Consider the following 24491-nt stretch of genomic DNA (forward strand, 5'->3'; position numbering starts at 1 on the left):
TTAAGCGTGGGAGCGCGGTGACAGCACCAGATAGGTCAGCATACCGCCGACCAGGCCCCAGAAGGCAGAACCGATGCCGAGCATCGATACGCCGCTGGCGGTGATCAGAAACGCGACCACCGCGCTATCGCGATGTTGTGGTTCTGCCAGCGCACGATGCAGGCTACCGGACAAGGTGCCCAGCAGCGCCAGACCCGCCAGCGTAGCAATCAACACCTGCGGCAGGGCACTCAGCAACACCGCGATCAGCGCGCCGGTAAAGCCGGTCAGGATATAGAAAAATCCGGCCAGTGCCGCAGCCATCCAGCGGCGGGCCGGATCAGCATCGACCTCTTCACCCATGCAAATGGCGGCGGTGATGGCAGCAATACACACCGAAAAGCCGCCAAAGGGCGACAGCACCAGCGCAATCGCGCCGGTCCAGCCGGTGAGTGCGGACACCGGCGGCTGATAACCATGCGCCTGGAGCGTGGCGATACCCGGCGCATTTTGCGACGCCATCGTCACGAGGAAATAGGGTATGCCGACCCCGATCAGCGCCGCCAGAGTAAAGTGTGGCGTGATCCATTGCGGCACGCTGACGCGCAATGCCTGGGGCGGGATAGCGATGGCGTGTTGTCCCAGCGCCACCAGCACACCGGCGACCAACGCCAGGATGACCGCGTAACGCGGTAACCAAAGGCGGCTGAATAGCCACACCAGACACATGCTGCCGCACAGCGCAAAATTGCCCTGCAAACCGGTAAAAGTATTCAGACCAAAGCGTAACAGGATCCCTGCCAGCATGGCTGCGGCCAGCGATTGCGGAATATGTTTCATCAGACGGGCAAACAGGCCAGTGACCCCGCACAGCACAATCAACAGGTTGGTGAAGACAAAGACGCCCACCACCTCATTCAACGTCAGGCCGTGCAGGCTGGTTGCCAGCAGCGCGGCTCCCGGTGTTGACCAGGCCGCGAGCACCGGCATGCGCGTCCATAAGGACAGACCGAGCGAGGCCACTCCCATGCCAATTCCCAGCATCGACAGCCAGCCACCAATTTGCTCCGGCGTCGCCCCCGCGGCCTGTGCGGCCTGGAAAATAATGGCGGCTGAGCTGCTGTAGCCAATCAGGACGGCAACGAAGCCTGAAATCAGTATGGGCAGCGAAAATGCGCTGCGGGTGGTGGCGCTTATCATGCAGGGGGGTCCTTTGTGCGTTATAGCGCACATTGTTGCATGGGACGTTATAGCGCACAAGTGCTACACTGCGCGCGAGCTTGTCAGGAGATCCCATGGAAAATCTGCATCAACACCTGAGTGTGGCACTAAAACAGCTGCGACAGGCCAATGGCTGGAGTTTAACGCAGGCGGCGGCACGCACCGGCGTCAGCAAAGCGATGCTTGGCCAAATCGAACGCGGTGAATCCAGTCCTACCGTGGCGACCCTGTGGAAAATCGCCACCGGTTTTAACGTCCCTTTTTCCTTCTTTATCCAGGGGAGTGAACAGCCGCCGGGAATGGCAGCAACCTTCAGCCAAAGCAATTCGCAGATGCAGGCTAAATCGCTGCTGCCCTACGATGCGCAACTGCGATTTGATCTGCTGGAAGTGACGCTGGCAGCGGGCGCGCAAAGTGATTCGTCGCCGCATGAGGACGGGGTGATTGAACAGGTGGTGGTGATTGAAGGTGAGTTGTTGCTGGGCGTTGAGGGGACCTGGCGACGTTTACAGCCGGGTGAGGCCAGCCAGTTTGCTGGCGATAAACCGCACAGCTACCGCAACCCCCAGAGCACGCCATTGCGTTTTCACAGCCTGATCCATTACCCGCGTCGGCCATAAGGCTTACAAATTGATACGAAGGTAAACTACACAGTTTACCTTCGTATTTATATACTCGCGTTTCATTGTAAGGGAGACGTCGTCATGAGCGATCTGAACAGCGCCGCCGCAGCGCTGCGTAGCGTCAACGGCAAACTGGCCAGGCGTTTACGTGAATCGGCACCACCGGGGGATCTCACCTGGTCACAGGTGGCGGTACTCGGTTATCTGGTGCGTGATGGCGCGATGACGGTGACAGAGCTGGCACAGGCAGAAGGGGTGCGCACCCAATCTATGGGGGCGACAGTCGCCAGTCTGCTGACGGCAGGCATGGTGCTGGGTGAAGCCGATCCGCATGATGGTCGAAAAACCCGCTACTATCCAACCAGAGCCTGTCGTGAGCTAGTGGCAATGAATCGTGCTCAGCGTGATGACTGGCTGGTGAAAAGCATGGCGACGCTCAGCCCGCAGGAACAGCAGACGCTGCTGGCCGCTATCCCCTTACTGCAACGACTTGCCGACTAATAATCCTGAGAGGACTCAACATGGCTTTAACGACACTCGACGCCAAAACCGCCCTGATTGTGATTGACCTGCAACATGGGATTGTGGCGCTGCCGGTGGTGCACGATCCGAAAGTGGTGATCGAACGTTGTGCGCGTCTGACCGATGCATTCCGCGCCAACGATCTGCCAGTGGTGCTGGTTAATGTCGCTGGCGGTGCGCCGGGTCGTAATGAACAGGCGCGTCACAGCGGCGATCTGCCAGCGGACTGGGCGGTGCTGGTACCGGAAATGACGCCGCAGCCGGGCGACATCAGCATCACCAAGAAAACCTGGGGGGCGTTCCATAACACCAGCCTGCACGAGCAGCTGCAACAACGCGGTGTCACTCAGGTGGTGGTGTGCGGTATTGCTACCAGCATCGGGGTGGAATCCACCGCGCGTCAGGCCTATGAATTAGGCTACAACGTCACGCTGGCCACCGATGCGATGACCTGCCTGAATGCGGATACGCATCAGAACAGCGTCGAGCGCATTTTCCCGCGCCTCGGTGAAACCGGTTCAACGGCGGATGTACTGGCGCTGCTGGGGTAATTGATAAAAAGCGCGCGATAAATCGCGCCGCTACGATGAGTTGCACTTATTTGTAGCGGCGCGATTTATCGCGCATCAATCTGCGTTCTCCCAGGGATTCAGCAACATCACGCCCATACCCTCAAAATCCCGCACATTGCGTGTGACCAGAATTAAGTCATGATGCATCGCCGTGGCGGCAATCAATGCATCGGTAGCGGGACGCTCGTCAGGAACATGCAACCGGGCGCACAGACGACAGATCGCACTATCAATATCAAAGGTTCGCCAGGCGAATTCCATCAGCACCTGTTCCTGATACCAGCGTTGTAAATGGCGGGCCTGTAGTGGATCTTTTCGCGCAAATTTCAGAATGCCTTTCTCAATTTCCATCAGGGTAAGCGCGGAGATAAACATATCCTCCGCATCGATGGCCTTTGCCCAGGCAATGACTGCGGGGTTGGCTTTCGGCGTCCCTGCCTTGCGTAGTTCAGAAATAACGTTGGTATCCAGTAGATAACGCATCAAAATTCAACATCCCTGTGAATGATGGTTGCACGCTCAGGTTCAAAATCGAGATCCACGGCATCAGGCATTGCCAGTGAATCGACGATACTTCTGTGCGTCCCTGCCAGCTTTTTGTAATCATCATAAGTCAGTAAAACATGCGCGGGTTTACCACGGTCGGTGATGTACACCGGGCCTGCTTCAGCCGCTTTTTTCGCACCAGAAACCTCCTGATTGAAGGTTCTGCTGCTGATTTTGGTGATTGTCATACGGGCCTCCACCAATGTAGTGACGTTGCTACATAGTAAGATCGTTGCCCGCAATGCACAATATTTAAGCATAAAAAAAAGCCCTGCCAAACGGATCATCTGGCAGGGCTTTGCGTAAATTTTATTATTGGAAGGCGTAGCTCACTGTCAGGCCAACGCTGTAGTTGCGTCCCGGAGCGGGTTCGTAATAGCGACCGTTGCTCTCGTTAACAATCACCGAACCGATATAGTTGCGGTCGAACAAATTATCGACGCGGGTAAACGCATCCAGCGTCCAGTTCTCGCGCACCTGCCACTTGTAACCGGTGTTCAGACCCACCACGGTGTAAGCCGGGGCTTTCACGTCGTTTTCATCATCGGCAGCGATATCACTCATATAACGCACGTCGGCTCCGGCATACCAACCATATTCAGGTGCGTATGACAGCCCGGCATACGCCATGTTGCGCGCAATACCTGGAATGCGGTTGCCGTCGCAACTGTCCGTACCACAGGCGTTGCTGCGATAGCGTGCATCCAGCAGGGTCCATGCCGCTTTCAGTCGCCAGTTCTCACCGAACTGCTGATCAAGGCCCAGTTCAAGACCACGACGACGGGTTTGTCCAGCATTTTTGTAGCTGGTACGTCCGTTGCTGCTGCTATCCGCGACGATTTCATTCTCCGTGTCGGTCTGGAAAATAGCGGCGGTCAGCAGGCCATAACCGATACGTTTTTTAGTCCCCAGTTCAACCGTATCGCTGGTAGCGGGTTTCAGACCGAGATTAAGTCCTGACTGCCCATCAGAACGGTAAGACAGCTCATTGATGGTCGGGGTTTCAAAACCGCGACCCGCGGAAACATAGGCGTTCCAGCTATCGTCGATGGCATATTTCAATGCCGCCGCCGGCAGCCAGCGGTGGTAGGTTGCGTTGCCGCTGTCGTCGCCGTTGCCGGGGGTGATGTAGAAATCGTTGGAGTCAAAGTTGACGGTGCTGAAACGCACGCCAGCATCCAGCGACCACTTATCCGTCAGCTGCCAAGCTGTTTGCAGATAAGGATCCAGATTCCACATCAGATTGCGTTCATTACGACGCATATCGCCCATCACGCCGTAATCGGTCACGCCGTTATTGGTGGTGAAGTTTTCGTAACCTTTGCGGCGTTCGGTCATGGTTTCATAATCGAGGCCCCCGGTTACCGTGAGCGGGATGGTGAACAGGGTGTCGCGATGGGTCCAGCGGGTGTCGATACCCTGATAATGACGGGTGAGGGAAATCACGCCACCCGGATGTGCCGGATTGCTCTGCGAACTGGCCGGAATGGACTGATACTGAGTGGTTTCACGCACACCCGCGTACATCATCACGCTCAGGTCGTCGTTTTCGCTCATCTGACGCTGATAATGCAGACCGCCCTGGGTTTGATCGACAGTTTTACGCGCGTTGTATAAGGTGACATTGCTCGCCACCTGACGCGGGTTCTGCTGCCACTGTGCTTCGGTTAATCCGCCCGGATCCTGTGCATCCACATGGACGCTATTGAACAGCAGCGTCAGGGTGCTGACATCATCAATACGTACACCCAGCTTCGCGTTACCGAGGTTTTTCTCTGCCGAGCTATGGTCGCGATAACCGTGTGTGGTAAAGCGTGAAGCGGAGATGGTGTAGTTTACGTCCCCGGCATGGGTACCGTCCCCGGTCGCGCCGCTGGCTTTAATGCTGTTACGCCAGCTACCGTAGCTGCCATACCAACTGCTGGCTTCCAGCGTGGTGGGCTGCTGGCCGGTTTGGGTTTCGACATTGATCACGCCGCCGGACGAGTTGCCATATAGCGCGGAAAAGGGGCCACGCAACACTTCAACGTGGTCGATCGAACCGATGTCGACGTTTGAGGTCTGGCCCTGACCATCCGGCATGGTGGCCGGGATACCATCCACATACATGCGAATGCCGCGCAGGCCGTAGGTGGAGCGAGAACCAAAGCCTCGTACCGAAATCTGTAAGTCCTGGGCATAATTCTGGCGGTACTAAATATATCGTTCATCAAGAAACACTCATGTTCACCAGGGATTATTAATAAGCATAACACTATGATTTATAATTGTTTAATAATTCACGAAACGCCACAATTAATCATCTGTGTACAGTGCCGTTCATCTGTGTACAATGCCTTTTAAGTACATGATGAGTCATAGGTGAAGGGTGGTGAGTACATAATGGCGATTAGCGACACCAAATTACGAGGTTTGCACGGCAAGCCTTATAGCGGGCCATCTGAGATTACTGATGCTGATGGTTTGGGCATAAGGATAACGCCGAAAGGTGTGGTAAGTTTTCAATACCGATACCGCATTAATGGGGGCCAACACCGACTCGGAATAGGCCGCTACCCGGGTGTCTCATTACGAGATGCGCGAATAAAAGTTGGTGAGTACAAGAAGCTTTTGTCTTTAGGCGTCGATCCTAAGCATCATGAGTTCACAAAACAGACAAGGCCAACGGTCCATGATTGCATAAAGTATTGGTACGAAAACTATGTTCAACTGTCACTAAAAGAAAGCACAGCAGAGGTATATGAACGAATAGTTTTGAATGAAATGGAGGGGGTTTTCGAGGGAATACCAATTGAACATATTCAGGTAAGCAAGTGGGTGAATTTTTTTACCGAGCAGGAAAAACTTAACCCGCTAAAAGCCAGAAAACTTTTAGTTCATCTCCGGGGGGCTGTTGCATGGTGCACAAGGAGGCAATTTATCGAAGATTCTTCTCTTCTGCGGCTTAATCCTAAAGAGTTCGGAAAGAACCCGAAAGTTGGTGATACTGTATTAACATACAGACAATTAGCCAAGATATGGGTTGAGAACGAAAAGACGACGGCAACTACTTCTACAAAGCGGCTTGTTAAAGCCCTAATACTTTATGGCGCAAGAAATACCGAACTAAGAGAATCGGAAAAAGGAGAGTATGATTTCGAAGAAAAAATCTGGACTCTTCCAGCTGGAAGAAGTAAAACCGACAAGATAATTAGAAGACCAATTTTCAAACATATTCAACCGCTATTGGAAGATGCTATCGAATCTGGTGATGGAGTCCTTTTTCATGGTGCATATGACAAAACTGTACCATTAAGCATTGGATCATCTACTAGGTATATTCGGTTATTACGTGACTTGGTTGGTTTCGGAGAGTTCACTGGACATGACTTTCGCAGAACTATGGCTACTCGATTAGCTGAGGAAGGAATAGCGCCCCATGTCATTGAAAAAATGTTGGGGCACGATCTTGGCGGGGTTCTCGCTGTCTATAACAAACACGATTGGTTAGCAGAACAACGTGAGGCTTATGAGTTATATGCAGAGAGAATTTTCGAACATATAAAACTTATCTCTGATTGACGCCTCCATTCAAAATCCATTTTTCTACCTCAGCCAGTAGGTATTTTTTTGGACGATTCGTTACTGGCTTAGGGAATGCATAATGGTTAACATAATTGCGCATCGTGGTTCTGGAAGTTACCTGAATTTTTTGCATCGCTTCTTTCTCTGTGATCATCTCGATATCAGCCATTTTTCTCTACCTCCCCCCATGATTTTTTATCGCCTCTTAATCCAGCAATCTCTACCGCCTTGTACACGTCTCGCTCATACTTCAGGTGCTGGAACACACCTTCAAACCAATATTTCCCGTCGTTCACATCAGGGATTTCTATAGTTGCGATCTCGGTCAATACCAGTCCACGATTTGCGCCACGCCGCACCGTAAGACACCCTTTGCGTCGCAGGGCGTTAACATGTAACTGAGCGGAGTTCGGGGAACTCCAGCCCATACCTGATGCAATCTCCAGCATTGTTGGTGCCATTCCATTTTCACGGATGTAAACCCGGATAAATTTAAGCACAGCTTTTTGTTTATCGGTCAACGGCTGCATTTACGGCCTCCGCTTTAAGTTTTGCCCGGTGATCACACGCCAGAAAAGCCGAACGTGAGAAATAACGCTTCATCTCTTTAATGAGATAATCAGTGTGTGAATCACGATAGCCCGCGCTGCGTTCCTTTTCCTGCTGGCGAAGGATTGCTAAACGGTTGGTGATCGCTACCCGAATACCCTGTTTTTTCTTCAGCGCATACCGGGCGCGAATTTCCCATTCCTTATCTTTACCCTCCGGGAATTCCAGTTGCAGTTTGATCTGCTCGATGCTGGCCCCGACATTTTCCAGAGCCTGCAACGCAGCTGCGATGTTGGTGATGCTATTCAGGTCGCTGTATTTCATTTATCTGCCTCGCTGGTGGCCGCGCGGTATGCCCGCAGGCTGCGTTTAACCGGGCCGCTGATAACTGTTTTGCGGATGAAGATGCCAGACGTTGTGGCGATCACATCAGCAGAGAGTAGGGCGGCGTCAACCGCCCGATTATGTTTGCGCAATTCGAACAGACTGCTGGTGATAGTCAGCGTTGCCACTGCGCCGTGGTCTTTGAAGTCAAATTTCATCAGCAAGCACCCCGGCGATTTGTTCAAACGCATCCTCATGCAGTGGCATAATCACCATGAACGGATTGCCATAAAATTTGCTGATCACCGGGTCGAGGATTACCTGGCAAGGCGCGGTTTTCCCGTATGGTTTAAGCTTCAGCACTGCCGGACCGAACATGCGGTAAGGGAGATCAAGCACGCTCGAAGAGAACATCGGAATCTGATTAATTGGATCTGCATCGGGCGGAAGCAGCTTGCTGAAATCCGGGTAACGGCATTCGACTTTGGTTAATGCCGACGAGCCTACAGCTTTCTCAAATTCGTCAACGTGGATCGCCATCCAGCCATCATCTAAAAGGTCGATAAATGTTCCCTCTGCGTTGTCAGGGATAGTGCCCTTAAACAGAAATACAGCATCAATGTCAGACTTTTCGCCATGCTCCATCGAGACGCAGGCAATGCCGTTACAAGCCTGGATGTGAGTAGGGGTAATGCGCACCCCTTTCAGGTAGTCACGTTTTTCATTTTCGCCAGCAGTACAGCAAAGTGCAGCGCGGAGGATATCAGTGTGAATGAACATTATTTTGCCTCCGGTGTGTAAATGGCTTTGTCGTGGCTGTACTCGCCGTTCCATGACTTCTTCATTGGCAGTTCGCCTTTCATGTACAGTTGATAGAGGCGGTGGCAGCCTTTCTCCAGGAGAACAGGGGAGAAGCGGGTAAATGTTTCCATGCCGTGCGGGGTAACCTGAGTTTTATCTTCGGTCAGGTATTTGTCGCGGGCATAGCTGGCAACGCGCCAGCGTGGGTCTTTTTCTGGATCACGCTGCTCGTTGTAAACCCATTCACGTTCGAAGGCCCACCACATCATTTTGCTGACGTTGACGCCGTTCAGCCCTTTGCAAAAGGCGGGGATCGTCATGCCTTTGGTAAAGTGTCTCTCCAGACTCTCAACCGTGGCATTGAGTTGCTGATTTTCTCCGGTCAGGCGCTGATTATCCTCTGAGAAATTCATCAACAGACCACGCAAAGTGACCGGGTCACTAAGAAGGCGCATGGCATCAACAGGTGCCGGACTCTGCATATCTTCCAGCTTATCGACCAGTGACCGGCGTACAGCTTTGGACTCACGCGCCGCCACGCGGAGAGCCTGCTTAATCTGCATATCGACAATTTCGATTTCAGCGCCGTTTTTTTGACCTACGAAAATTTCGTAGGTCTCCCCCTCAAGCTCATCCTTGATACGTGCCACAAAGTCGTTATTACGGATCGGCTTTTCACCGCATTCTTTCCGGGCGTCATTAACCATTTGCAGCAGCTTCTGGCTGTCGATGGACTGAGTGGATACAGCACCGCCGAACGGTGGGGGAGAAAAAGTAATTTCATTTTTCATCATCGTTTTCCTCAGTGCATAACCGGCATGTCAGGCACGCCATTTTTATTAAGTTCTTCGATAAATCCGTCGTGCAGCGTTTCGAAGGCATCGCGGCCCCAGTCTGAAAGCACGAAACCACCCGGGCCGGTTGTCACCATGCCCTTGTAAATCTGAAGCGCCTTCTCTGGCCCGACCACAACGCCGTATTTCTCGATGGCGATGCTTTCAATGTGGTTAGCCAGGCAAAAACGTTCCGGTCCCGGGTAAATACTCATTCCGCCTTTTTTCCCCTGGTAGATAACCGCTTTATCAACGCCGCCAGAATCGTTTGGTACCTCAACTGAACCGTGCAGATCGCGCTGTTCAATGACAAATACAGTGACAACCAGCCAACGCCAGAGAATGACTTCTCTGGCAATGCTCAGCCTGTACCAGCCTTTCTCTACGGCTTCCCATACACAGGCGAGCAGACGCAAACCTTTCTCAAAACTGGCATCGCACTCACCGTCATTCAGTGAGCGGATAACAACTGAGTAGCCGATCAGTTTTCCGCTACTCAGCACTCCGTCCGGGGTTGCCTGTGCGTTTTCTGCGTGATCCATTGCCTCCCCCTCAGTACGGTTTGTTAGCCAGATGATCGGCATACTGCTGTTTAAGTTCTTCGTGCTTCGCTACCCACGCTTTAAACTCGCGCTTTTTAGCCAGGATACGGCGAATGCGACGGGCGCAGCGGTTGTGAGCAAAGAGATATTGCTGGGTGTGCTTGCCAATACTGTTGGCAATAGGCTGATCCCATTCGTCATACATCGGGTCGTTAGTTTCGATGCCAGCCCGGCAAAAGGTTTTGGTGACCATGTAATGCGCCAGATTATTGATAGCTGCGCTGCGGCTCAGGCAGCGCTTTGACCAGCCGTGACGGGTCACGACAAACACAGGTGACTGGACGATGCGAAATGATTCGTCGATCGCGTCTTCTTTGATTACTGATAACTTTTTCATTACTTTCCGTCCTTAACGCCGTTGTATTTTTCGTGACTCATTAACTGCCAGTCTTTCCCACCGTTACGGGACAGGAGCCGCCAGCGCCGGTTAACCTTCAGGCTCAGAAAGCCGGTGCGATGCATGCGGCGGGGGAAGATGCGGTGCTTCCGGTACTGCGTTAACCGCATTGCCGCCTGGGCGATCACCCATTCAGGCGCTTTCAGCGCGGTGAGCGTCATTTGATGGGTTTCCCTGCTGCGGCCATTTCGACCAGATTGGAAATAAGCGCCCCCATAAATCCCGCGCCTATTTCGGTCATTTTTCCCGTTTTAATCCGCACACACTCACCATAGGTTTCAGCTATTTCCCGATCCCCGGCATCACCCGGCGAAACTTTATGCACAGCAGCTTCAAATAGCTTCTTTAAAGCCTTTGTCAGAATGTCAGCGTCAACCTGAATAGTGGTAATTGACCCATCCGGTAATTTGAGAGCCGCAATCATTGCGCCTCTATTACGGACGAGTTCGGCAAGGTAAGTATTCACCAGCCGGGTGCGCGACATCTCTAATGGTGTTTTCATGAAGACAGCACTCCGGATAGCTGGCTTGAATTACGCTCCTGATATTTTCTTGCCGCCTTTGCAATAAAATCCATTAAGCATCCATTTACCCAATCAGCAAAATTCCTATCTTTCTTGCCGATATAGCTCACAAGTTCCTGAGACTGCACATGCATTAATTTAAGCAGTGCCAGCTCAGCCAGCGCCGTTCCTGTTTCTATTACACAATCAACCTTCAGGCCGCGATGATAGCGGGGGAGGATAATAAACATGATTGAATTTGCAGACTGTGAAAATACAGTCTTCTTTTTTGGTTCAATATCATTGGCGATAAATTCAATGTTTTTTGATAAATAAGCTGCGCACAAAGCGACGTTGTCTATGCTGGAATTTAATTCAGTTTCCATCACTTCACCCCATATGCTGCTTTCAGAAAAAGAATGGCTATATGCCACTGACCGCTATCACGCATTAATAAAGCCTGACGATATTTTTGTTTGTTGATGGAAGATGACATTAGCGACCCTTCTCCACGTTTTTAGCTGTCATGCTGACCATGAAACGAAGTTCGCTGATCAGGGAGTGAAAGCGGCCCGCAATCTTGATGTCTGCCTGCGCCATAGGCTTGTAGAGCAATTCCGCGAACTCCCTTTGCAACTCATCTGCATACTTGAGAGCAGCTTTCGAGGTATCTGAAGCGTCGGTGATACGAATTCCAGACTGTTTTTTTTCTGTGGAAACTTCGCTACCGGTAACAACGATTAATTCACTCATAATTCACCTCTTAACCCGCGTGGATGTTTTTAACCCCAGCGCGGGCGCTGTAATTAATTTGAATCTTTATTAATTGAGTAAGTATGAGAACTTAACTGAAGATTTGAGGATCTCTAATGCCGAGTCATTAATTTCTTCTTTTTTATCCCAGGCGCAAATCAGATATGCAAAGTCACCTTTTTTGCCATATAGAGCATAAATGGTGTCTTCCTCAAAAGGTTCTGAGCTTTGGACTTGAAATTTAAACTCTTCAGAAGTTTTATAGAAATGACGAAAGAGACCTTTGTTATCAACAACAGGAAAATTAAAATATTCTCCTGGAGCAACTCGTAAACTAACTGACTCGCACTCAATTATATCATTCGCTGAATTTGTCATCTCATTGGCTCCGTTGTTTGCCGATGAGCCAAGACTACACACTACGTTGTATTGTGTAAACAACAAACGTTGTATTTTTTGTGTAATTTCGTTCAACTAATTGATATTTAACAATTTAAATTTGTAGTATTTTGTTGTTTTAATAAAAAACCCGGCACGATGGCCGGGTTTCAAGTAACTTTCGGGATATCATCTTTTTCTGCGATAAATCCTGTGTTCAACCATAGTGCCTAAAATCTTCAAGGGGATTTCTGTTGATTTCAAGCATGGGTAATCGCTGTTAAGTGGTATTAGTTCAAATGAATCAACCCCATACATACCAATGCCTATAGGGCGATATTTTTTGAAAGTTGCTTCATGATCTCCATTTGAGGCAACTACGAACTCGCCAGGTGCTGGCTCGATCTCCGGGTCAATAACAACAATGTCTCCAGCTTTGAAATCAGGCTCCATTGAGTCGCCCTCAATTCTCAAGGCAAATGTGTATTCTGACCAGTCCATATCGGTCATAACGTATTCGAAGCTACCATCAAAAGCCTCTATAGGGCTTTGATGAGATAATGCGCCTGCCTGTACATAACTTATCAACGGAATCTTCCTTGTGCTCACCTGCTCCAGAGTTTGAAATGCACTTCCATCCTGAAGCCAGGCAACATCGGTTTGCAGCGCCTTGGCAAGCTCAAGGATGTAACGCGGTCGTTTTGTTCTGCCACTTTCAATGGAAACAATACCTTGCTGGGTAGTTCCTGCCAGCTCTGCAAGTTCAGTTTGTGTCAGACCCAATTCCAAACGCCTGCTTTTCACTCGATCAGACAATTTCATTTTAAGACCCCGAATATCAAGATTGACGCAATCATACAACAAACATTGTAATTGACAAACAACAAATGGAGTATTTTAATACTACAAATGTTGTTAATATGGGGGTTGAATGACAATTTCATCACGACTGAAAGAGCGCAGGCTTGCGCTTGGTCTTACACAGCATCAGTTGGCCCAACTGGCTGGAGTAAGACAGCAAACTATCCACCGCATCGAATCGGGTACATCAGTGAGACCCAGGAACTTACTTGAGATTGCTGATGCCCTGAATTGCACTCCGAAATGGCTTCTTATGGGAGATGCTACGCCAAACTCCTCCGGACAGAATAATGCAGCCCAGTAACCAGATTCAGTATTCATCTTTGAGGGTGTCAGCATGAGTCAGCTCCTGCATTTGTTGGATAGACCGGTAGCTTTTCAACGCTCATTCGTTCGGCTTGGTGCTGGCGTTACAGGGGCTTTGCTGCTGTCTCAGCTCGTTTACTGGCAGAATCGCATGGATGGTCAGTGGTTCTATAAAACGCAGTCTGACCTTGAGGAAGAAACCGGACTTAGTCGATATGAGCAGGAAGGCGCTCGTAAAAAACTGGTTTCTATTGGTGTTCTTGAAGAAAAGAAAAAAGGCATCCCGGCCAAACTTTACTTCCGTGTGAATGAGGTAAATTTGGCTGCGCACCTGTTGCCTGAAAACACGCAAACAGGTATGGGGAAAACCAGCGAGCAAGGATGCGGAAATTCCGCATACAGTGATGCGGAAAACCAGCAGACAGGTATGCGGGTTTTCCCCGAGCCGGCATGTGGAAATTCCGCATCCATTCATACAGTAGATCACACAGAGACTACACATAAGACTACTACAGAGAATAAATCTATTGGCACATCGGCTAAAGCCGCTGAGCCGTCACGCAATGCCAAACAGGATTATTCACCTGAATTTGAAACTGCCTGGCAGGCATATCCAAAACGCGCTGGTGGAAATCCAAAGCAAACAGCCTGGAAGCACTGGAACGCCCGCATCCGTGAAGGCATCAACCCGGCTGACATGCTGGCAGGTGTTCAGCGCTATGCGGCCTACATTTCCGCCACCGGCAAAACTGGCACCGAATACGTGAAACAGGCCGCTACGTTCTTCGGCCCGGATCAGCACTTCGCTGAAAGATGGACAGCACCAACGAGTCAGCAGCGCAGCACGCCAGCGCAGAGCCGGCACAGCGGTTTCTCAGAACGCGATTACGGCACCACCACAACACCCGCCTGGGCTAAGAGGTCACAATGAGCCATATCACTAACGGTCGCAGCAGCCAGATTCTGGCGCTCAGAACTGACATTAATACCTTGCAGGACGAACTGGGATTCGCAAAAGGCACCGTTCCTGCTATGGACCGTTGCTTTGACAAGCGCGAATCCCTGACCGGAACCTGTCAGAAACATGGTGAATTTGAACAGCTGCGCATCTGGACTGAATACGGCGGACGCGTTGCAGAAAAATTCTCTCGCTGCCCACATTGCATCGCCGCGGAACTGGATGCTGCTAAAACCAGTCTTCGCGAACTGCAGGTGAATGGTCTGATGGAAAAAGCCAACATTCCGGACCGCTTTGCCGGCTGCAGCTTCGATAACTACGAAGCCGTAAACAAGTCGGCCTGCCATAACCTGGGCATTCTTCGTGATTATGCTGACGCCTGGCAACAGATGTTCAAAGCAGGCACCAGTCTGATCCTGAGCGGCAAGCCTGGCACCGGCAAAAACCATCTGGCGGTGGCACTGGCAAAAAGTGTTATCGAGCAGCATCAGGCATCCGTGCTGCTGACCTCAGTGATGCGCATCATCCGCGCCGTTCGCCGCACATGGGAAAAGGGCAGTGAGTACAGCGAAGAGGATGTGATTGAGCTTTACACCGGAATGGACCTACTGATTATCGATGAGGTAGGGATCCAGTACGGTTCTGAGTCGGAAATGATCATCCTGTTCGACATCATGAATACACGCTATGAGCGGATGCTGCCAACGGTGCTTATCAGCAATCTGGCACCAGGTGAAATCTCACAGGTCATTGGTGACCGTCTTACCGATCGCATGGTGGAAGGTGGCGGTGCAACGCTGGTTTTTGACTGGAACAGCTATCGCAGCACCAAAGGAGCGCAGGCTGTATGAGTAATGCTCTCTGGCGAGACCAGGATATCGAAGCGGCAGTGATCGGGGCAATGTTCCTTCGTGGCGCTGATCCGGAAGTTATGGAAGTGATCGCCTCACTGCCAGAATCAGCATTCAATTTTTATCAGCACAGGGAGATTTACCGGGCCATTATCAGCCAGGCCAAAGGGAAGGGGGTTATCGATCCGATTCTGATTGGCGAGGAGTTACCGCAACACCAGGAGCTGATAACGCAGACTGCCCGCACAGCCTGGGCGAAGTCATCACTTAAATCATATTCCCGGCAGCTGCTGCGCAATGCTGTCCTGCGTGATGCACAGGCAGCGCTGGGAAACGCTATCAGCCGTCTTGAGGCGGCCCCAAACAGCGAAATTGGCATGGCAGTGCTCGAAGAGGTTAAAACCGCTGTAAGCGCCATACAGACAGAATCCGGGACTATCAGGCCGGTAGCCATTGATGAACTTCTCCCGGCAATCATCAACCGGATTGATGAACGTATGGATGCCGATAGCGCTGGCCGTTCGGTAATGACCGGCATTGAGGAACTGGATGCTGTGACAGGCGGATTCGATCAGACTGACCTGATTCTCCTGGCTGCGCGGCCCTCGATGGGGAAAACCGAGCTGATACTGGACATCACCGAAAATTTGACCGCCAGCGGTGCTGGAGTACTTTTTTTCAGTATGGAGATGAGCGACATCCAGATTGCAGAGCGCCATGTGGCCGCAGCTGGTGGCCTGTCTGCCTCCCGCCTTAAATCACCCGATAAACTGGAAGATGAGGATTGGGCGCGCATTTCCAACGGCATCGGGCGTATGACCGGCCGCAAAATATGGATTGTTGATGCGAATGACCTGACTGTTTCACAGATTCAGCAGATCACAAACCAGCATATCCAGCAGCATCCGGAAACTGCGCTGGTGGCCATCGATTATCTTCGTCTGATTAAGCTGCAAAGCGCCAGCCGTCACGATCTGGCCGTGGGCGACGTATCCAAAGGGCTTAAATCACTGGCCAAAGCCAATCGCCGCCCTGTGGTTGCTCTTAGCCAGTTGTCTCGCAGCGTTGAAAGCAGGATGAATAAGCGCCCGGTTAATGCCGACCTGAAAGACTCAGGAGAGATTGAGGCAGATGCTGACATCATCATGATGCTTTACCGCGATGAGGTTTATAACCCCGAATCACCCGCAGCTGGTATTGCTGAGATCAACATTACGAAAAACCGTAATGGCCCGCTGGGAACAGTATTTCGCCGTTTCTTTAACGGACATTTCCATTATATCGATCAGGCAGAAGCCAAACGTTTAAGCACTGAAAGAGAAGAACCGGGTGCAGGGCACAAACGTTATTTTAAAAGAGGCGCGGCATGAAACTTGAATCAGCACTGAAATACTTCAATCCGAAAAGCCCGAACTACACAGCAACGACACCGGCCACTGGTAGCGACTCTCTCACAGGGACAGACCTGATGGGTGCTGTTGGCTTCTGCCAGTCAAAATCTCCTTTTGGTATTTCGGCTGTGATGGCGAAAACCGGTAACAGCGACCAGGACACGATCCGCACTGTTGAACAGCTGATGCAGTATGCAAACCGCACTGCGCCAAAACTCATCAGGAAAGCCGCTGGTGCAAAGCTGGGGCGCTGTCTGGTGGTGCTTTCAAAGCTGGCGTTTGATGAGTACGCACGTTCGGCGGCCACCACTACGGAATGCCATCACTGTAACGGCACAGGGTTTAACATCGTCACACGCGAAGTCATGAAATATGCCGGGCACATCGACAGCCTGACCGGTGAACAGGTCATTCCCCCGCGATATGAAACAGAGTCGGTAAAAGAGCTGTGCACGCACTGTGATGGTAAAGGGCAGATTTCTGCCCGTTGCCGCTGCAAGGGGACCGGGCGCATGCGTGATATGGAATTATCAGCACGCCGTGGTGTTCCGGTCGATAAAGAGTGTGAACGTTGTTCTGGCCGGGGATTTAAACGTTCACCATCAAGTGCGGCACACCGTGCAATTACTGCGCTTGTTCCAGACCTGACTCAATCATCATGGTCACGCAACTGGAAACCATTTTTCGAAAAGCTGGTAGCTAAATGTGAGATTGAGGAAAGCCACGCAGACGCAATATTCAGGCAGGCCACGAAATAATTTGGATATTGCATAAAACTGGCGTATATTCTCTAAATAGTGGGAGATTTATACGCATACGCCACTAATCACATTTAAGACCTCGCCAACTGGCGGGGTTTTTTCTTATAGGGCCCTTGGCAAAATGATTAAGTTTAATGCTTCGGAAGACCTGCCTTCTGCAGACACTATGAGCAATAGATTTCTGTTATACAGCCAATGCTCAGGGTACGAGTTGGCCATAGGGTCATTTGATGAGCATGGAAACTTTTCACATTTCCTGTGCTCATCCGGTGGAGAGATAGTTTCGGTACTAATGGAAGACGTTCAGGGATGGTTCAGGCTTGACGTGGCTCCCGTTCTGGGAGTGAATTAAGAAACTCTCGAAACAGATCTTTATCTTTTTGACTGACGGAGCGTTGCACGTTCAATTTTGTGTAGAGTGGTTTTAAATTTTCCTGGGTAAGAAATATTTTGGCTTTTGCCAGCCGGTCATTAATGAAACTGAGGCGTTCATCAAAACGAGAAACCCTGACACCTAAACGGGTCAATTTTCGTTGTGGCATTTCATCAGGACTGCATGCTTGCAGTTCTTCAAGAACCAGCTTGATATCGCGCTCGAACAGAATCGAAATGTCATAGTCGTCAAGCAGGCAGTCGGCGTGTAATACATTACCTATTATTACTTCTTCATATTGTGGCTTTTTTGGCTTAAGCTCATCGCCATAATCTGAAGGTCCTTTCTGCGACATAACTTCTGCCAGCTCTGCATCAGATTCTGATTTACGCCTTGAAATTTTCACTTTTCCATCATTCGAACCAGCCATGCGTTTTAATTCTGTATATGCTGCACGACCAATTACTTCAGGTCTGCGGGCATCTAATATTTGATTTGCGACATCATGCATAGAAGGTTTTCCAGCTTCGAGCTTGGCCTTTTTTTGATACAGGGCGAAAATTTGAGATTTTGCCTCTTTTACTGCAATAAGGAGACGGTGGTAATTGGCTTGATTGGCGAGTTCTGATGCCAGTTGTTCGAATTTCACTCCGAAGGCGGCAAAGCCACAGTCATGACCAATGTTTGTTTCTATGCCATCTTCTGTGACAACGAGGACACCCTTGAAATGCCTGGTTCGGCAGTTCTTTTTGCCGCAGGGAATTTTGTTGGCAAGCTCATAATACCCAAAAGCATCCATGAGCTTTTTGTCCGTTAAGTCCACAACGCTCTGGAATCCATCACGCTTTTCAAGGTCATCCCAAGATTCCAACTTCTCAAAACTGTTTTGATTCTTGATATAGATCATCTTTTATTATGCCGTGTGTTTGCTCAGATTAATCCGAAGCAATAAACATACCCTTACCGTGATAAAAGATCATTTATTTTAATGTTTCACTACTGCCGACGATCCGGGTAAGAAATACCAATACGCAGCAGAGTGCTACTACTTGATGGCGCACCATCTTTATGAGCAGAGTGAGCTGACTTGCTTGACATCCAAAAAGAGATTTTGTAAATAAATTATCGCCTGACGTGATCTGTTCATCGGTCCAATCATTCATCCCGCATGTCAGGCCGGAAGCCCCGTCTTAACCGATGGGGCTTTTTGTTTTCGCCGGTTTAGCTCAGTTGGTAGAGCGCCTGACCTGTAATCAGGATGTCGTGGGTTCGAAGCCTGCAACCGGCACCAGATTAACCCTGCGGCTGACGAGCCAGGAAATTACCGCCGGTGTGCGTCAGGGTTTTCTCCATTGAGTAAACAAAAATGTTGACCGAGTAAGCATTAATGCTTACTATAATCACATGTTCAACAGAATGGAGGAAAGGTGAAGCAAAGCGAGTTCAGGCGGTGGCTTGAATCTCAGGGGGTCGAAGTTTCTAACGGTACTAACCATCTGAAACTGAGATACAACGGGAAGCGAAGCGTAATGCCAAGACATCCCGGAGCTGAGATAGCTGAACCACTGCGAAAGGCCATACTCAAGCAGTTAGGCCTGAAATAACAAACCAGCCCTTCGGGGCTGGTACTCGCGGAGATTCATCAAAACGATATGCGATACCCTATAAATCTTGAGCCATGCGACGGCGGATTTTTCGTATCGTTCCCGGATATCCCGGAGGCTTTGACGCAGGGTGAAACCCGCGAAGAGGCTTTAGAGATGGGGCTTGATGCGCTGGTGACAGCCTTTGAGTTTTATTTCGAAGACGGTAATAAAATCCCCGCGCCGGGGGTAGTAACCGGTGATTTCGTGGAAGTACCTGCAAGCGTGGTGGCGAAAGTCATCATGCTTAATACGTTTGTCGATTCCGGCTTAACCCGCGTTGAGCTGGCTAATCGCATGGGTGTTAAAAAGCAGGAAGTGACCAGAATATTCGATCTTCAACATTCCACGAAAATAGACACCATCCAGAAAGCGATTTCAGCGCTCGGTAAGCGATTAGATATCGTCGCTGCTTAATTTTCGCTAGCAACACTTTAAAAGGCTCACTTCGGTGGGCCTTTTCTGTTTTCGCCCCTGCCAATCATTGCGACCTCACTGGATTTCCCTCAGTGGCAGAGGGCGATTTTTCTTTGTTACTACAGACAGCCACCCCAACAAGCGGGAGGTGGAGATGAAGCGCATGCCGGAAAAAGACGTTGGGTTTTGGGCCAGCCTGATCGCCTGGTTATATGCCCACAAAAACGAATCGGGTTATGCCGGTCTGGCGGGTGTTATGGCGATCCTCAGAGCAACTTACATTGGCAAAGATACGTGGCCCCGGCGCTTGCTGGATGCGGCTATGTGTAGTGTCTTTGCCTTTTTCCTTCAGCCGACACTACAGGTGCTTGGCTCCGCATTTAACTGGAACTTCAGCGACGACACGACACGCGTTGCTGCTGTGTTCCTCGGCTTTCTCGGCGTTGACTGGCTTTCTACGAAGCTGCGCAGGGTCCTTGATAAGCGATTAGGGGATAGCGATGCTGACGGCCAATAAATTTCAGCTGGCGACAGGTATCTCCCTGGGTGCCGCTGCATCATGGTTTCCATCTGTCGCTGCTGCGATGGCTGATTTCGAGATCAATACGCCGTTACGTCAGGCGCACTTTCTGGCGCAGACCGGGCATGAATCAGCTGGCTTCACCAAAGTGGAAGAGGGTCTGAATTACAGCGAGAACGCGCTGACGTCAATGTTTCGCAATCGTATCAGCGCAGAGCAGGCCCGCGCATACGGCAGAAATGCAATGCACCTCGCTAATCAGCCAATGATTGCCAGCATCATTTATGCCAATCGTAATGGCAATGGTGATGTTAAGTCGGGTGATGGCTATCGCTACCGTGGCAGGGGGTTAATTCAGATCACCGGTAAAGCCAACTATGCCGCGCTGGTTAAGCAGCTTGGCGCTGACATTGTGGCAAAACCTGATTTGCTGACCGGCTATCAGATGGCGGCAGCATCAGCGGCGGCATGGTGGAAGAATCACGGATTAAACGAGCTTGCCGATTCTGATGATGTTGACCGCATCACCAGAATCATTAACGGCGGCACGAACGGACTGGACGACAGGAAATCCCGCTTAACCAAAGCTAAGGGGATTCTATGCTCAACGTAATCAGCTTCATCCGAAATTATTCACATCTCATCATCATTGGCCTCATCTGCGTTTGCCTGTGGGGACTCAATGCCCGTAATTCACAATTGTCTGCGACTAATGACCGGCTGGAAAAGCTAACCGACAGCAAAGACAGCCAGATTAATGACCTTCGTTCCAAGAATGATGATCTCGCCACCAGCGTGGATAACCTTGCCAAAGCAGTAGACCGGCAAAACGTCGTGATGCAGCAGGTTGCAGATCAGCGCGCCGCAACAGCAGAGCAAAACAGGAAATTGCAGGATGAAATTAAGCGTTATCTCGCAGCGGATAAGTGCGCTGCTGCTGCTGTTGACAGTCGCGCTGTTGAGCGGTTGCGCGAAGCAGCAAAGTCAGCCAGTGGTGGAGTACCGGACAATCAGCCAGCCCCGGCTAAACATGCCAGCGGAACTGACAAGCCAGATTAGTGTTCCTGCCGTACCTGACCCAATGACGTTCGGGGATAGTGTCGGCCTCAACGCTCAGTTATATGACGCGCTTGGCCTGTGCAACTTACATCGCGCTGCGATACGCAAGATTGAGGCAGGGAAGAAATGAAACTCATTGAATGGCTGAAAAGCCTGTTTGTTAAACCCAAAGAAGAGAAAAGCGAAATGCCTGATGAAAATGAAGTAGTCCAAACTGAACAACCGGCAGCAACTGACATTACCGAAGTGGTACTGGCAAAGCTGAAAGAGCTGGTGGTCGCTGCTGGTGATAAGGCTCATACGGTGATTGATGACCTGATCGCCGTAGCTAAAAAGCTGGCGTAATCATCACAAGGCGCATTCCTGCGAGTGCGTCTGATGATGATTTTATGCCCATATGTAAATTAAAAGCTCTGATGGCATCAAAACAAGCTATACGACATTCATTGTGTTAGGGTCAGTTTTTAACTACCCGCGGGATCGCATATGAAAAGCGTCTTAGTCTTCTTCAATCTTGAGCCTGCCGAGGTCATTAGAGTAATGCGTGGCGTTACCTCAATCAGTCGGAAGTACCCCAGTGGCGACCGCGTTCAGCTTCCAATAATGTCAGCCGGGTTTCCATCTTTAACAGGCGACTCGAAAATGGTTCACATTGCCTCGGACCGGACACTAACCAGTGATGAAATTCTGGAAGCGGCCACTAAAATGTTGTGAATATTTTTGGCTGATTAACTTAACTACCGCCTCCGGGCGGGTTGCTTCACAAACTATAACCACTCTTCGGAGTGGTTTTTTATTGGGGTGAATATGGATGTTGTGATTGATGGTGTGCGCTATGCGCCGGTAATTAATCGGTCATCCAATATTGGCATCGCGATCACCACGCATAACCGACATGACGTTGTCGCCCGCGCGCTTGAGCATCAGCTTAAATATCTGCCAGCCGGTGCGCTGGTGGTTGTTATTGATGACGGGTCAGCCAAACCGGTAACGGTCCCTGAAGGCGTGACGCTGATTCGTCGTGACACGTCACGCGGTATTGTCGCATCAAAAAATGCCAGTCTTGAGGCGCTGATGGATGCTGGCTGCGAACATCTGTTTCTGTGGGACGATGATACATGGCCCGTTGCTGGTGGCTGGGAACAACCTTATATCGATTCGCCTGAGCCGCATCTGGCTTACCAGTTTCTTAACTTTGCCACCGGGCAAAAACTAAATGACATTGCCGAGCTTTACCGCGATGAAAGACACATTGCTTACACCGGCCAGCGCGGTGTGATGCTGTATTACCATCGCAGCGCGATTGAGAAGGTTGGCGGCTTTGATCCCATCTATCAGCGCGGCATGTATGAGCATTCCGATCTGGCCTTGCGTATTCACAACTCCGGCCTGACCAGCTGGGCTTTTGCTGATGTGGCTGGCTCTGAAAAGCTGATTTACTCGCTGGATGAGCATCAGGCAGTAGAACGTTCAGTGCCAAAGCCTGACCGTGAGGCGCAGGTAAAGCGTAATGTCACCATCCACAACGAGCGGCGAAACAATGGTTATGCGGGTTATGCGCCGTTCCGCTGCCAGCGCAATGCGGTTATCACCACGCTGTTAACGAGCCAGCCGGACCCGCAGCGCGGTACGAAAATGGCCGCATCGGCTGACCTGCTGACCAAGTGGGCGGTATCGCTTAGCGGGTGTGCGCGTATCGCGCTGGCTGATGAACTGGAAACGGCCCCGGCTGATGTTGAATTGCATCGCGCGCCTGACGTGAAAATGAACGTCTATTTCCGGCGCTGGCTGCATATCTGGCAGCACCTTCGGGATCATCCTGAATATGAATTCGTATGGTGCACCGATGGCACAGACGTAGAAATGCTGCGCGAACCCTGGCAGGAAATGGAATCGGGCAAAATATACGCTGGTTCGGAACCCAAAACCTACGCGGATAGCTGGGCTGCAAAGCATCACCCGGAGGCTGTCTATCAGTCGTTTCTCGCTGACCATCGAAACGATGTGATGCTGAATGCGGGCCTGCTGGGTGGATCACGCGCTGACGTGATGGCAATCGCGCATGGGATTGTCAGGCTGTATTACCACATCGAATCAATGCGTTTCTGGCAGAAAGAAAAGGCGGCTGCTGCGGTTGGCGACATGATTGCCTTTGGCATTGTGGCGCATCGCTACAGTGACAGGCTTGTGACTGGTCCGCGTGTGCATACCGTATTCAAGTCTGACGGCATCGGTAAGGAGTGTGCCTGGTGGCAGCACAAATAAAGTTTGTGGTGGTCGGCCATCACACCCGCAGTTATGCCGCGGTGCGGCTGGCTAATTCGGTTGGCGCTCATCTGCTGATTGATGATGAAAGCAGGGGAGCCAACTGGAATCACCGCCGTGCTATCGAGTGGGCAGCACAACAGGAATGCCGGGTTGTCATCCTTGAAGATGATGCACAGCCGGTTGAAGGTTTCCGGATGCTGGTATCCGAATGGCTGGAGCGATTCCCTGATGATCTGGTGAGCTTTTACCTCGGCACCGGCAGGCCACCGCAGTACCAGCCTGTGATTGCACAACGACTCATTGAGGCTGACCGCCACCGCTGGGACTGCATCACGCTACCACGCCTCATTCACGGCGTGTGCTACAGCCCGCCACGGGCTGCAATACCAGGCATCCTCACGCGCTGGAACAGCAGCAAGCCAGCTGACTATGCGGTTGGTGATGCGTATGGTGCCAGCGTTATCTATCCATGCTGGTCACTGGTTGAACATGCAGATGTCAGCACAGTTGAGCGCCATCCCGACAATGAACCACGAACAGAACGCCGCAGAGCATGGAGAATTAATGCCAGCGCGAATACCCCGCGCATGCCGTAAGCACGGCTGTGCAAAGACAACAACTGATCCATCAGGATACTGCGCTGACCATATCAATGAAGGATGGCAGCAGCACCAGCGTGGGCAGAGCAGGCACCAGCGTGGCTACGGTAGCAAGTGGGATGTCAGACGCGCACGCATACTGACCCGTGATAAACATCTTTGTCAGCAGTGCCTGCGAAATGGCAGAGCAGCAGCAGCGAAAACCGTTGACCATATCAAACCGAAAGCACATGGGGGGACCGATGACGATTCGAACCTTGAAGCCCTGTGCTGGCCTTGCCACAAGAGCAAAACGGCACGTGAAAGACTCAAATGATA

Annotated in this window: 37 protein-coding genes, 1 tRNA gene and 1 pseudogene; 20 read left to right on the top strand and 19 right to left on the bottom strand. The window is 50.9% G+C overall.

Going from position 1 to position 24491, the window contains the following annotated elements:
* The gene (locus tag CUN67_RS08745) at positions 1-1179 is read right to left on the bottom strand and encodes a benzoate/H(+) symporter BenE family transporter (RefSeq protein ID WP_208714903.1); all 1179 of its coding nucleotides are present in this window, start codon (positions 1177-1179) and stop codon (positions 1-3) included.
* 95 nt (positions 1180-1274) lie between these two features.
* On the opposite strand from CUN67_RS08745, the gene CUN67_RS08750 reads away from it, so the two are divergent.
* The 3 genes from CUN67_RS08750 (at position 1275) to CUN67_RS08760 (ending at position 2896) form a co-directional block, all read left to right on the top strand.
* Positions 1275-1820: a helix-turn-helix domain-containing protein gene (locus CUN67_RS08750; RefSeq protein WP_208714904.1), complete on the top strand. Its 546-nt coding sequence runs from the start codon at positions 1275-1277 to the stop codon at positions 1818-1820.
* An 84-nt stretch (positions 1821-1904) separates the two neighbouring features.
* Positions 1905-2324, top strand: coding sequence for a MarR family winged helix-turn-helix transcriptional regulator (locus CUN67_RS08755; protein WP_208714905.1), 420 nt, complete (start codon positions 1905-1907; stop codon positions 2322-2324).
* Positions 2325-2344: 20 nt separating this feature from the next.
* Positions 2345-2896, top strand: coding sequence for an isochorismatase family protein (locus CUN67_RS08760; protein WP_208714906.1), 552 nt, complete (start codon positions 2345-2347; stop codon positions 2894-2896).
* A 75-nt stretch (positions 2897-2971) separates the two neighbouring features.
* On the opposite strand, the gene CUN67_RS08765 is transcribed toward CUN67_RS08760, so the two are convergent.
* From CUN67_RS08765 to pqqU, 3 genes and pseudogenes are all read right to left on the bottom strand, one after another.
* The gene (locus tag CUN67_RS08765) at positions 2972-3400 is read right to left on the bottom strand and encodes a type II toxin-antitoxin system VapC family toxin (RefSeq protein ID WP_208714907.1); all 429 of its coding nucleotides are present in this window, start codon (positions 3398-3400) and stop codon (positions 2972-2974) included.
* Positions 3400-3651 (bottom strand): type II toxin-antitoxin system Phd/YefM family antitoxin, encoded by a 252-nt coding sequence (locus tag CUN67_RS08770; RefSeq protein WP_208714908.1) that lies wholly within the window; start codon positions 3649-3651, stop codon positions 3400-3402. The genes CUN67_RS08765 and CUN67_RS08770 overlap by 1 nt, the downstream gene beginning before the upstream one ends.
* Positions 3652-3775: 124 nt before the next feature.
* A pseudogene (gene pqqU / locus CUN67_RS08775) lies at positions 3776-5653 on the bottom strand (TonB-dependent receptor PqqU); the annotation flags it as partial.
* 192 nt (positions 5654-5845) lie between these two features.
* Here pqqU and CUN67_RS08780 point away from each other — a divergent pair.
* Positions 5846-7024: a tyrosine-type recombinase/integrase gene (locus tag CUN67_RS08780; RefSeq protein ID WP_208714909.1), complete on the top strand. Its 1179-nt coding sequence runs from the start codon at positions 5846-5848 to the stop codon at positions 7022-7024.
* On the opposite strand, the gene CUN67_RS08785 is transcribed toward CUN67_RS08780, so the two are convergent.
* The 14 genes from CUN67_RS08785 to CUN67_RS08850 form a co-directional block, all read right to left on the bottom strand.
* Positions 7011-7196 (bottom strand): helix-turn-helix transcriptional regulator, encoded by a 186-nt coding sequence (locus CUN67_RS08785; protein WP_208714910.1) that lies wholly within the window; start codon positions 7194-7196, stop codon positions 7011-7013. The two genes, CUN67_RS08780 and CUN67_RS08785, sit on opposite strands and share 14 nt — an antisense overlap.
* The gene (locus CUN67_RS08790) at positions 7189-7557 is read right to left on the bottom strand and encodes a LexA family transcriptional regulator (RefSeq protein WP_208714911.1); all 369 of its coding nucleotides are present in this window, start codon (positions 7555-7557) and stop codon (positions 7189-7191) included. Before CUN67_RS08790 ends, CUN67_RS08785 begins: the two co-directional genes overlap by 8 nt.
* Positions 7538-7900: a hypothetical protein gene (locus CUN67_RS08795; protein WP_208714912.1), complete on the bottom strand. Its 363-nt coding sequence runs from the start codon at positions 7898-7900 to the stop codon at positions 7538-7540. Before CUN67_RS08795 ends, CUN67_RS08790 begins: the two co-directional genes overlap by 20 nt.
* On the bottom strand, positions 7897-8118 hold the full coding sequence (locus CUN67_RS08800; protein ID WP_208714913.1) for a hypothetical protein: 222 nt from the start codon (positions 8116-8118) through the stop codon (positions 7897-7899). The genes CUN67_RS08795 and CUN67_RS08800 overlap by 4 nt, the downstream gene beginning before the upstream one ends.
* Positions 8108-8680 carry a hypothetical protein gene (locus CUN67_RS08805; RefSeq protein ID WP_208714914.1) on the bottom strand — a complete coding sequence of 191 codons (573 nt, stop codon included), beginning with the start codon at positions 8678-8680 and terminating at the stop codon, positions 8108-8110. Before CUN67_RS08805 ends, CUN67_RS08800 begins: the two co-directional genes overlap by 11 nt.
* On the bottom strand, positions 8680-9492 hold the full coding sequence (locus CUN67_RS08810) for a phage antirepressor protein (RefSeq protein ID WP_208717124.1): 813 nt from the start codon (positions 9490-9492) through the stop codon (positions 8680-8682). Before CUN67_RS08810 ends, CUN67_RS08805 begins: the two co-directional genes overlap by 1 nt.
* 11 nt (positions 9493-9503) lie before the next feature.
* On the bottom strand, positions 9504-10019 hold the full coding sequence (locus tag CUN67_RS08815; RefSeq protein ID WP_254711400.1) for a hypothetical protein: 516 nt from the start codon (positions 10017-10019) through the stop codon (positions 9504-9506).
* 67 nt (positions 10020-10086) lie between these two features.
* Positions 10087-10473, bottom strand: coding sequence for a hypothetical protein (locus CUN67_RS08820; RefSeq protein ID WP_208714916.1), 387 nt, complete (start codon positions 10471-10473; stop codon positions 10087-10089).
* Positions 10473-10694: a ParE family toxin-like protein gene (locus CUN67_RS08825; RefSeq protein ID WP_208714917.1), complete on the bottom strand. Its 222-nt coding sequence runs from the start codon at positions 10692-10694 to the stop codon at positions 10473-10475. The genes CUN67_RS08820 and CUN67_RS08825 overlap by 1 nt, the downstream gene beginning before the upstream one ends.
* Positions 10691-11035, bottom strand: coding sequence for a hypothetical protein (locus CUN67_RS08830; RefSeq protein ID WP_208714918.1), 345 nt, complete (start codon positions 11033-11035; stop codon positions 10691-10693). The genes CUN67_RS08825 and CUN67_RS08830 overlap by 4 nt, the downstream gene beginning before the upstream one ends.
* The gene (locus tag CUN67_RS08835; protein WP_208714919.1) at positions 11032-11421 is read right to left on the bottom strand and encodes a hypothetical protein; all 390 of its coding nucleotides are present in this window, start codon (positions 11419-11421) and stop codon (positions 11032-11034) included. Before CUN67_RS08835 ends, CUN67_RS08830 begins: the two co-directional genes overlap by 4 nt.
* Positions 11422-11530: 109 nt before the next feature.
* Positions 11531-11788: a hypothetical protein gene (locus CUN67_RS08840; RefSeq protein WP_208714920.1), complete on the bottom strand. Its 258-nt coding sequence runs from the start codon at positions 11786-11788 to the stop codon at positions 11531-11533.
* 69 nt (positions 11789-11857) lie between these two features.
* A complete protein-coding gene (locus CUN67_RS08845) occupies positions 11858-12166 on the bottom strand; it encodes a hypothetical protein (RefSeq protein ID WP_208714921.1) in 309 nt (102 codons plus the stop codon).
* A gap of 189 nt (positions 12167-12355) precedes the next feature.
* A complete protein-coding gene (locus tag CUN67_RS08850) occupies positions 12356-12988 on the bottom strand; it encodes a LexA family protein (RefSeq protein WP_208714922.1) in 633 nt (210 codons plus the stop codon).
* A 109-nt stretch (positions 12989-13097) separates the two neighbouring features.
* Between CUN67_RS08850 and CUN67_RS08855 the strand changes: the two genes are divergently transcribed.
* From CUN67_RS08855 to CUN67_RS08875, 5 genes are read left to right on the top strand one after another with little or no spacing between them, the layout of a single operon-like run.
* The gene (locus tag CUN67_RS08855; RefSeq protein ID WP_208714923.1) at positions 13098-13331 is read left to right on the top strand and encodes a helix-turn-helix domain-containing protein; all 234 of its coding nucleotides are present in this window, start codon (positions 13098-13100) and stop codon (positions 13329-13331) included.
* A gap of 33 nt (positions 13332-13364) precedes the next feature.
* Positions 13365-14264, top strand: coding sequence for a hypothetical protein (locus CUN67_RS08860; protein WP_208714924.1), 900 nt, complete (start codon positions 13365-13367; stop codon positions 14262-14264).
* Positions 14261-15142 (top strand): ATP-binding protein, encoded by an 882-nt coding sequence (locus CUN67_RS08865; RefSeq protein ID WP_208714925.1) that lies wholly within the window; start codon positions 14261-14263, stop codon positions 15140-15142. The genes CUN67_RS08860 and CUN67_RS08865 overlap by 4 nt, the downstream gene beginning before the upstream one ends.
* Positions 15139-16512: a replicative DNA helicase gene (locus tag CUN67_RS08870; protein WP_208714926.1), complete on the top strand. Its 1374-nt coding sequence runs from the start codon at positions 15139-15141 to the stop codon at positions 16510-16512. Before CUN67_RS08865 ends, CUN67_RS08870 begins: the two co-directional genes overlap by 4 nt.
* Positions 16509-17291, top strand: a complete 783-nt coding sequence (locus CUN67_RS08875; RefSeq protein WP_208714927.1) for an antitermination protein Q — start codon at positions 16509-16511, stop codon at positions 17289-17291. The genes CUN67_RS08870 and CUN67_RS08875 overlap by 4 nt, the downstream gene beginning before the upstream one ends.
* A 317-nt stretch (positions 17292-17608) precedes the next feature.
* On the opposite strand, the gene CUN67_RS08880 is transcribed toward CUN67_RS08875, so the two are convergent.
* Positions 17609-18574: a hypothetical protein gene (locus CUN67_RS08880; protein ID WP_208714928.1), complete on the bottom strand. Its 966-nt coding sequence runs from the start codon at positions 18572-18574 to the stop codon at positions 17609-17611.
* A gap of 308 nt (positions 18575-18882) precedes the next feature.
* Here CUN67_RS08880 and CUN67_RS08885 point away from each other — a divergent pair.
* The 11 genes from CUN67_RS08885 to CUN67_RS08930 all read left to right on the top strand — a co-directional run bounded on the left by CUN67_RS08885 (position 18883) and on the right by CUN67_RS08930 (position 24489).
* Positions 18883-18958, top strand: a tRNA-Thr gene (locus CUN67_RS08885).
* A gap of 136 nt (positions 18959-19094) precedes the next feature.
* A complete protein-coding gene (locus CUN67_RS08890) occupies positions 19095-19271 on the top strand; it encodes a type II toxin-antitoxin system HicA family toxin (RefSeq protein ID WP_084873788.1) in 177 nt (58 codons plus the stop codon).
* 48 nt (positions 19272-19319) lie between these two features.
* A complete protein-coding gene (locus CUN67_RS08895; protein ID WP_208714929.1) occupies positions 19320-19727 on the top strand; it encodes a type II toxin-antitoxin system HicB family antitoxin in 408 nt (135 codons plus the stop codon).
* Between the two features lie 154 nt (positions 19728-19881).
* Positions 19882-20244: a phage holin, lambda family gene (locus CUN67_RS08900; protein WP_254711388.1), complete on the top strand. Its 363-nt coding sequence runs from the start codon at positions 19882-19884 to the stop codon at positions 20242-20244.
* Positions 20228-20860, top strand: coding sequence for a glycoside hydrolase family 19 protein (locus CUN67_RS08905; protein WP_208714930.1), 633 nt, complete (start codon positions 20228-20230; stop codon positions 20858-20860). The genes CUN67_RS08900 and CUN67_RS08905 overlap by 17 nt, the downstream gene beginning before the upstream one ends.
* Positions 20848-21306: an Rz lytic protein gene (locus CUN67_RS08910; protein ID WP_208714931.1), complete on the top strand. Its 459-nt coding sequence runs from the start codon at positions 20848-20850 to the stop codon at positions 21304-21306. The genes CUN67_RS08905 and CUN67_RS08910 overlap by 13 nt, the downstream gene beginning before the upstream one ends.
* The gene (lysC, locus tag CUN67_RS30765; RefSeq protein ID WP_439332275.1) at positions 21242-21436 is read left to right on the top strand and encodes an Rz1-like lysis system protein LysC; all 195 of its coding nucleotides are present in this window, start codon (positions 21242-21244) and stop codon (positions 21434-21436) included. Before CUN67_RS08910 ends, lysC begins: the two co-directional genes overlap by 65 nt.
* Positions 21433-21651, top strand: coding sequence for a hypothetical protein (locus CUN67_RS08915; protein WP_208713470.1), 219 nt, complete (start codon positions 21433-21435; stop codon positions 21649-21651). Before lysC ends, CUN67_RS08915 begins: the two co-directional genes overlap by 4 nt.
* Before the next feature lie 462 nt (positions 21652-22113).
* Positions 22114-23571 carry a glycosyltransferase family 2 protein gene (locus tag CUN67_RS08920; protein WP_208714932.1) on the top strand — a complete coding sequence of 486 codons (1458 nt, stop codon included), beginning with the start codon at positions 22114-22116 and terminating at the stop codon, positions 23569-23571.
* Positions 23553-24170 carry a hypothetical protein gene (locus CUN67_RS08925; protein WP_208717128.1) on the top strand — a complete coding sequence of 206 codons (618 nt, stop codon included), beginning with the start codon at positions 23553-23555 and terminating at the stop codon, positions 24168-24170. The genes CUN67_RS08920 and CUN67_RS08925 overlap by 19 nt, the downstream gene beginning before the upstream one ends.
* Positions 24139-24489 carry an HNH endonuclease gene (locus tag CUN67_RS08930; RefSeq protein WP_208714933.1) on the top strand — a complete coding sequence of 117 codons (351 nt, stop codon included), beginning with the start codon at positions 24139-24141 and terminating at the stop codon, positions 24487-24489. Before CUN67_RS08925 ends, CUN67_RS08930 begins: the two co-directional genes overlap by 32 nt.
* Positions 24490-24491 lie beyond the last annotated feature (2 nt).

Source organism: Pantoea cypripedii, assembly GCF_011395035.1.
Taxonomy (GTDB): Bacteria; Pseudomonadota; Gammaproteobacteria; order Enterobacterales; family Enterobacteriaceae; genus Pantoea; species Pantoea cypripedii_A.

Coding starts and splice junctions, on each gene's coding strand:
- CUN67_RS08745 (WP_208714903.1), bottom strand. CDS start 1,179: ATGATAAGCGCCACCACCCGCAGCGCATTTTCGCTGCCCATACTGATT.
- CUN67_RS08750 (WP_208714904.1), top strand. CDS start 1,275: ATGGAAAATCTGCATCAACACCTGAGTGTGGCACTAAAACAGCTGCGA.
- CUN67_RS08755 (WP_208714905.1), top strand. CDS start 1,905: ATGAGCGATCTGAACAGCGCCGCCGCAGCGCTGCGTAGCGTCAACGGC.
- CUN67_RS08760 (WP_208714906.1), top strand. CDS start 2,345: ATGGCTTTAACGACACTCGACGCCAAAACCGCCCTGATTGTGATTGAC.
- CUN67_RS08765 (WP_208714907.1), bottom strand. CDS start 3,400: ATGCGTTATCTACTGGATACCAACGTTATTTCTGAACTACGCAAGGCA.
- CUN67_RS08770 (WP_208714908.1), bottom strand. CDS start 3,651: ATGACAATCACCAAAATCAGCAGCAGAACCTTCAATCAGGAGGTTTCT.
- CUN67_RS08780 (WP_208714909.1), top strand. CDS start 5,846: ATGGCGATTAGCGACACCAAATTACGAGGTTTGCACGGCAAGCCTTAT.
- CUN67_RS08785 (WP_208714910.1), bottom strand. CDS start 7,196: ATGGCTGATATCGAGATGATCACAGAGAAAGAAGCGATGCAAAAAATT.
- CUN67_RS08790 (WP_208714911.1), bottom strand. CDS start 7,557: ATGCAGCCGTTGACCGATAAACAAAAAGCTGTGCTTAAATTTATCCGG.
- CUN67_RS08795 (WP_208714912.1), bottom strand. CDS start 7,900: ATGAAATACAGCGACCTGAATAGCATCACCAACATCGCAGCTGCGTTG.
- CUN67_RS08800 (WP_208714913.1), bottom strand. CDS start 8,118: ATGAAATTTGACTTCAAAGACCACGGCGCAGTGGCAACGCTGACTATC.
- CUN67_RS08805 (WP_208714914.1), bottom strand. CDS start 8,680: ATGTTCATTCACACTGATATCCTCCGCGCTGCACTTTGCTGTACTGCT.
- CUN67_RS08810 (WP_208717124.1), bottom strand. CDS start 9,492: ATGAAAAATGAAATTACTTTTTCTCCCCCACCGTTCGGCGGTGCTGTA.
- CUN67_RS08820 (WP_208714916.1), bottom strand. CDS start 10,473: ATGAAAAAGTTATCAGTAATCAAAGAAGACGCGATCGACGAATCATTT.
- CUN67_RS08825 (WP_208714917.1), bottom strand. CDS start 10,694: ATGACGCTCACCGCGCTGAAAGCGCCTGAATGGGTGATCGCCCAGGCG.
- CUN67_RS08830 (WP_208714918.1), bottom strand. CDS start 11,035: ATGAAAACACCATTAGAGATGTCGCGCACCCGGCTGGTGAATACTTAC.
- CUN67_RS08835 (WP_208714919.1), bottom strand. CDS start 11,421: ATGGAAACTGAATTAAATTCCAGCATAGACAACGTCGCTTTGTGCGCA.
- CUN67_RS08840 (WP_208714920.1), bottom strand. CDS start 11,788: ATGAGTGAATTAATCGTTGTTACCGGTAGCGAAGTTTCCACAGAAAAA.
- CUN67_RS08845 (WP_208714921.1), bottom strand. CDS start 12,166: ATGACAAATTCAGCGAATGATATAATTGAGTGCGAGTCAGTTAGTTTA.
- CUN67_RS08850 (WP_208714922.1), bottom strand. CDS start 12,988: ATGAAATTGTCTGATCGAGTGAAAAGCAGGCGTTTGGAATTGGGTCTG.
- CUN67_RS08855 (WP_208714923.1), top strand. CDS start 13,098: ATGACAATTTCATCACGACTGAAAGAGCGCAGGCTTGCGCTTGGTCTT.
- CUN67_RS08860 (WP_208714924.1), top strand. CDS start 13,365: ATGAGTCAGCTCCTGCATTTGTTGGATAGACCGGTAGCTTTTCAACGC.
- CUN67_RS08865 (WP_208714925.1), top strand. CDS start 14,261: ATGAGCCATATCACTAACGGTCGCAGCAGCCAGATTCTGGCGCTCAGA.
- CUN67_RS08870 (WP_208714926.1), top strand. CDS start 15,139: ATGAGTAATGCTCTCTGGCGAGACCAGGATATCGAAGCGGCAGTGATC.
- CUN67_RS08875 (WP_208714927.1), top strand. CDS start 16,509: ATGAAACTTGAATCAGCACTGAAATACTTCAATCCGAAAAGCCCGAAC.
- CUN67_RS08880 (WP_208714928.1), bottom strand. CDS start 18,574: ATGATCTATATCAAGAATCAAAACAGTTTTGAGAAGTTGGAATCTTGG.
- CUN67_RS08895 (WP_208714929.1), top strand. CDS start 19,320: ATGCGATACCCTATAAATCTTGAGCCATGCGACGGCGGATTTTTCGTA.
- CUN67_RS08900 (WP_254711388.1), top strand. CDS start 19,882: ATGAAGCGCATGCCGGAAAAAGACGTTGGGTTTTGGGCCAGCCTGATC.
- CUN67_RS08905 (WP_208714930.1), top strand. CDS start 20,228: ATGCTGACGGCCAATAAATTTCAGCTGGCGACAGGTATCTCCCTGGGT.
- CUN67_RS08910 (WP_208714931.1), top strand. CDS start 20,848: ATGCTCAACGTAATCAGCTTCATCCGAAATTATTCACATCTCATCATC.
- CUN67_RS08915 (WP_208713470.1), top strand. CDS start 21,433: ATGAAACTCATTGAATGGCTGAAAAGCCTGTTTGTTAAACCCAAAGAA.
- CUN67_RS08920 (WP_208714932.1), top strand. CDS start 22,114: ATGGATGTTGTGATTGATGGTGTGCGCTATGCGCCGGTAATTAATCGG.
- CUN67_RS08930 (WP_208714933.1), top strand. CDS start 24,139: ATGCCAGCGCGAATACCCCGCGCATGCCGTAAGCACGGCTGTGCAAAG.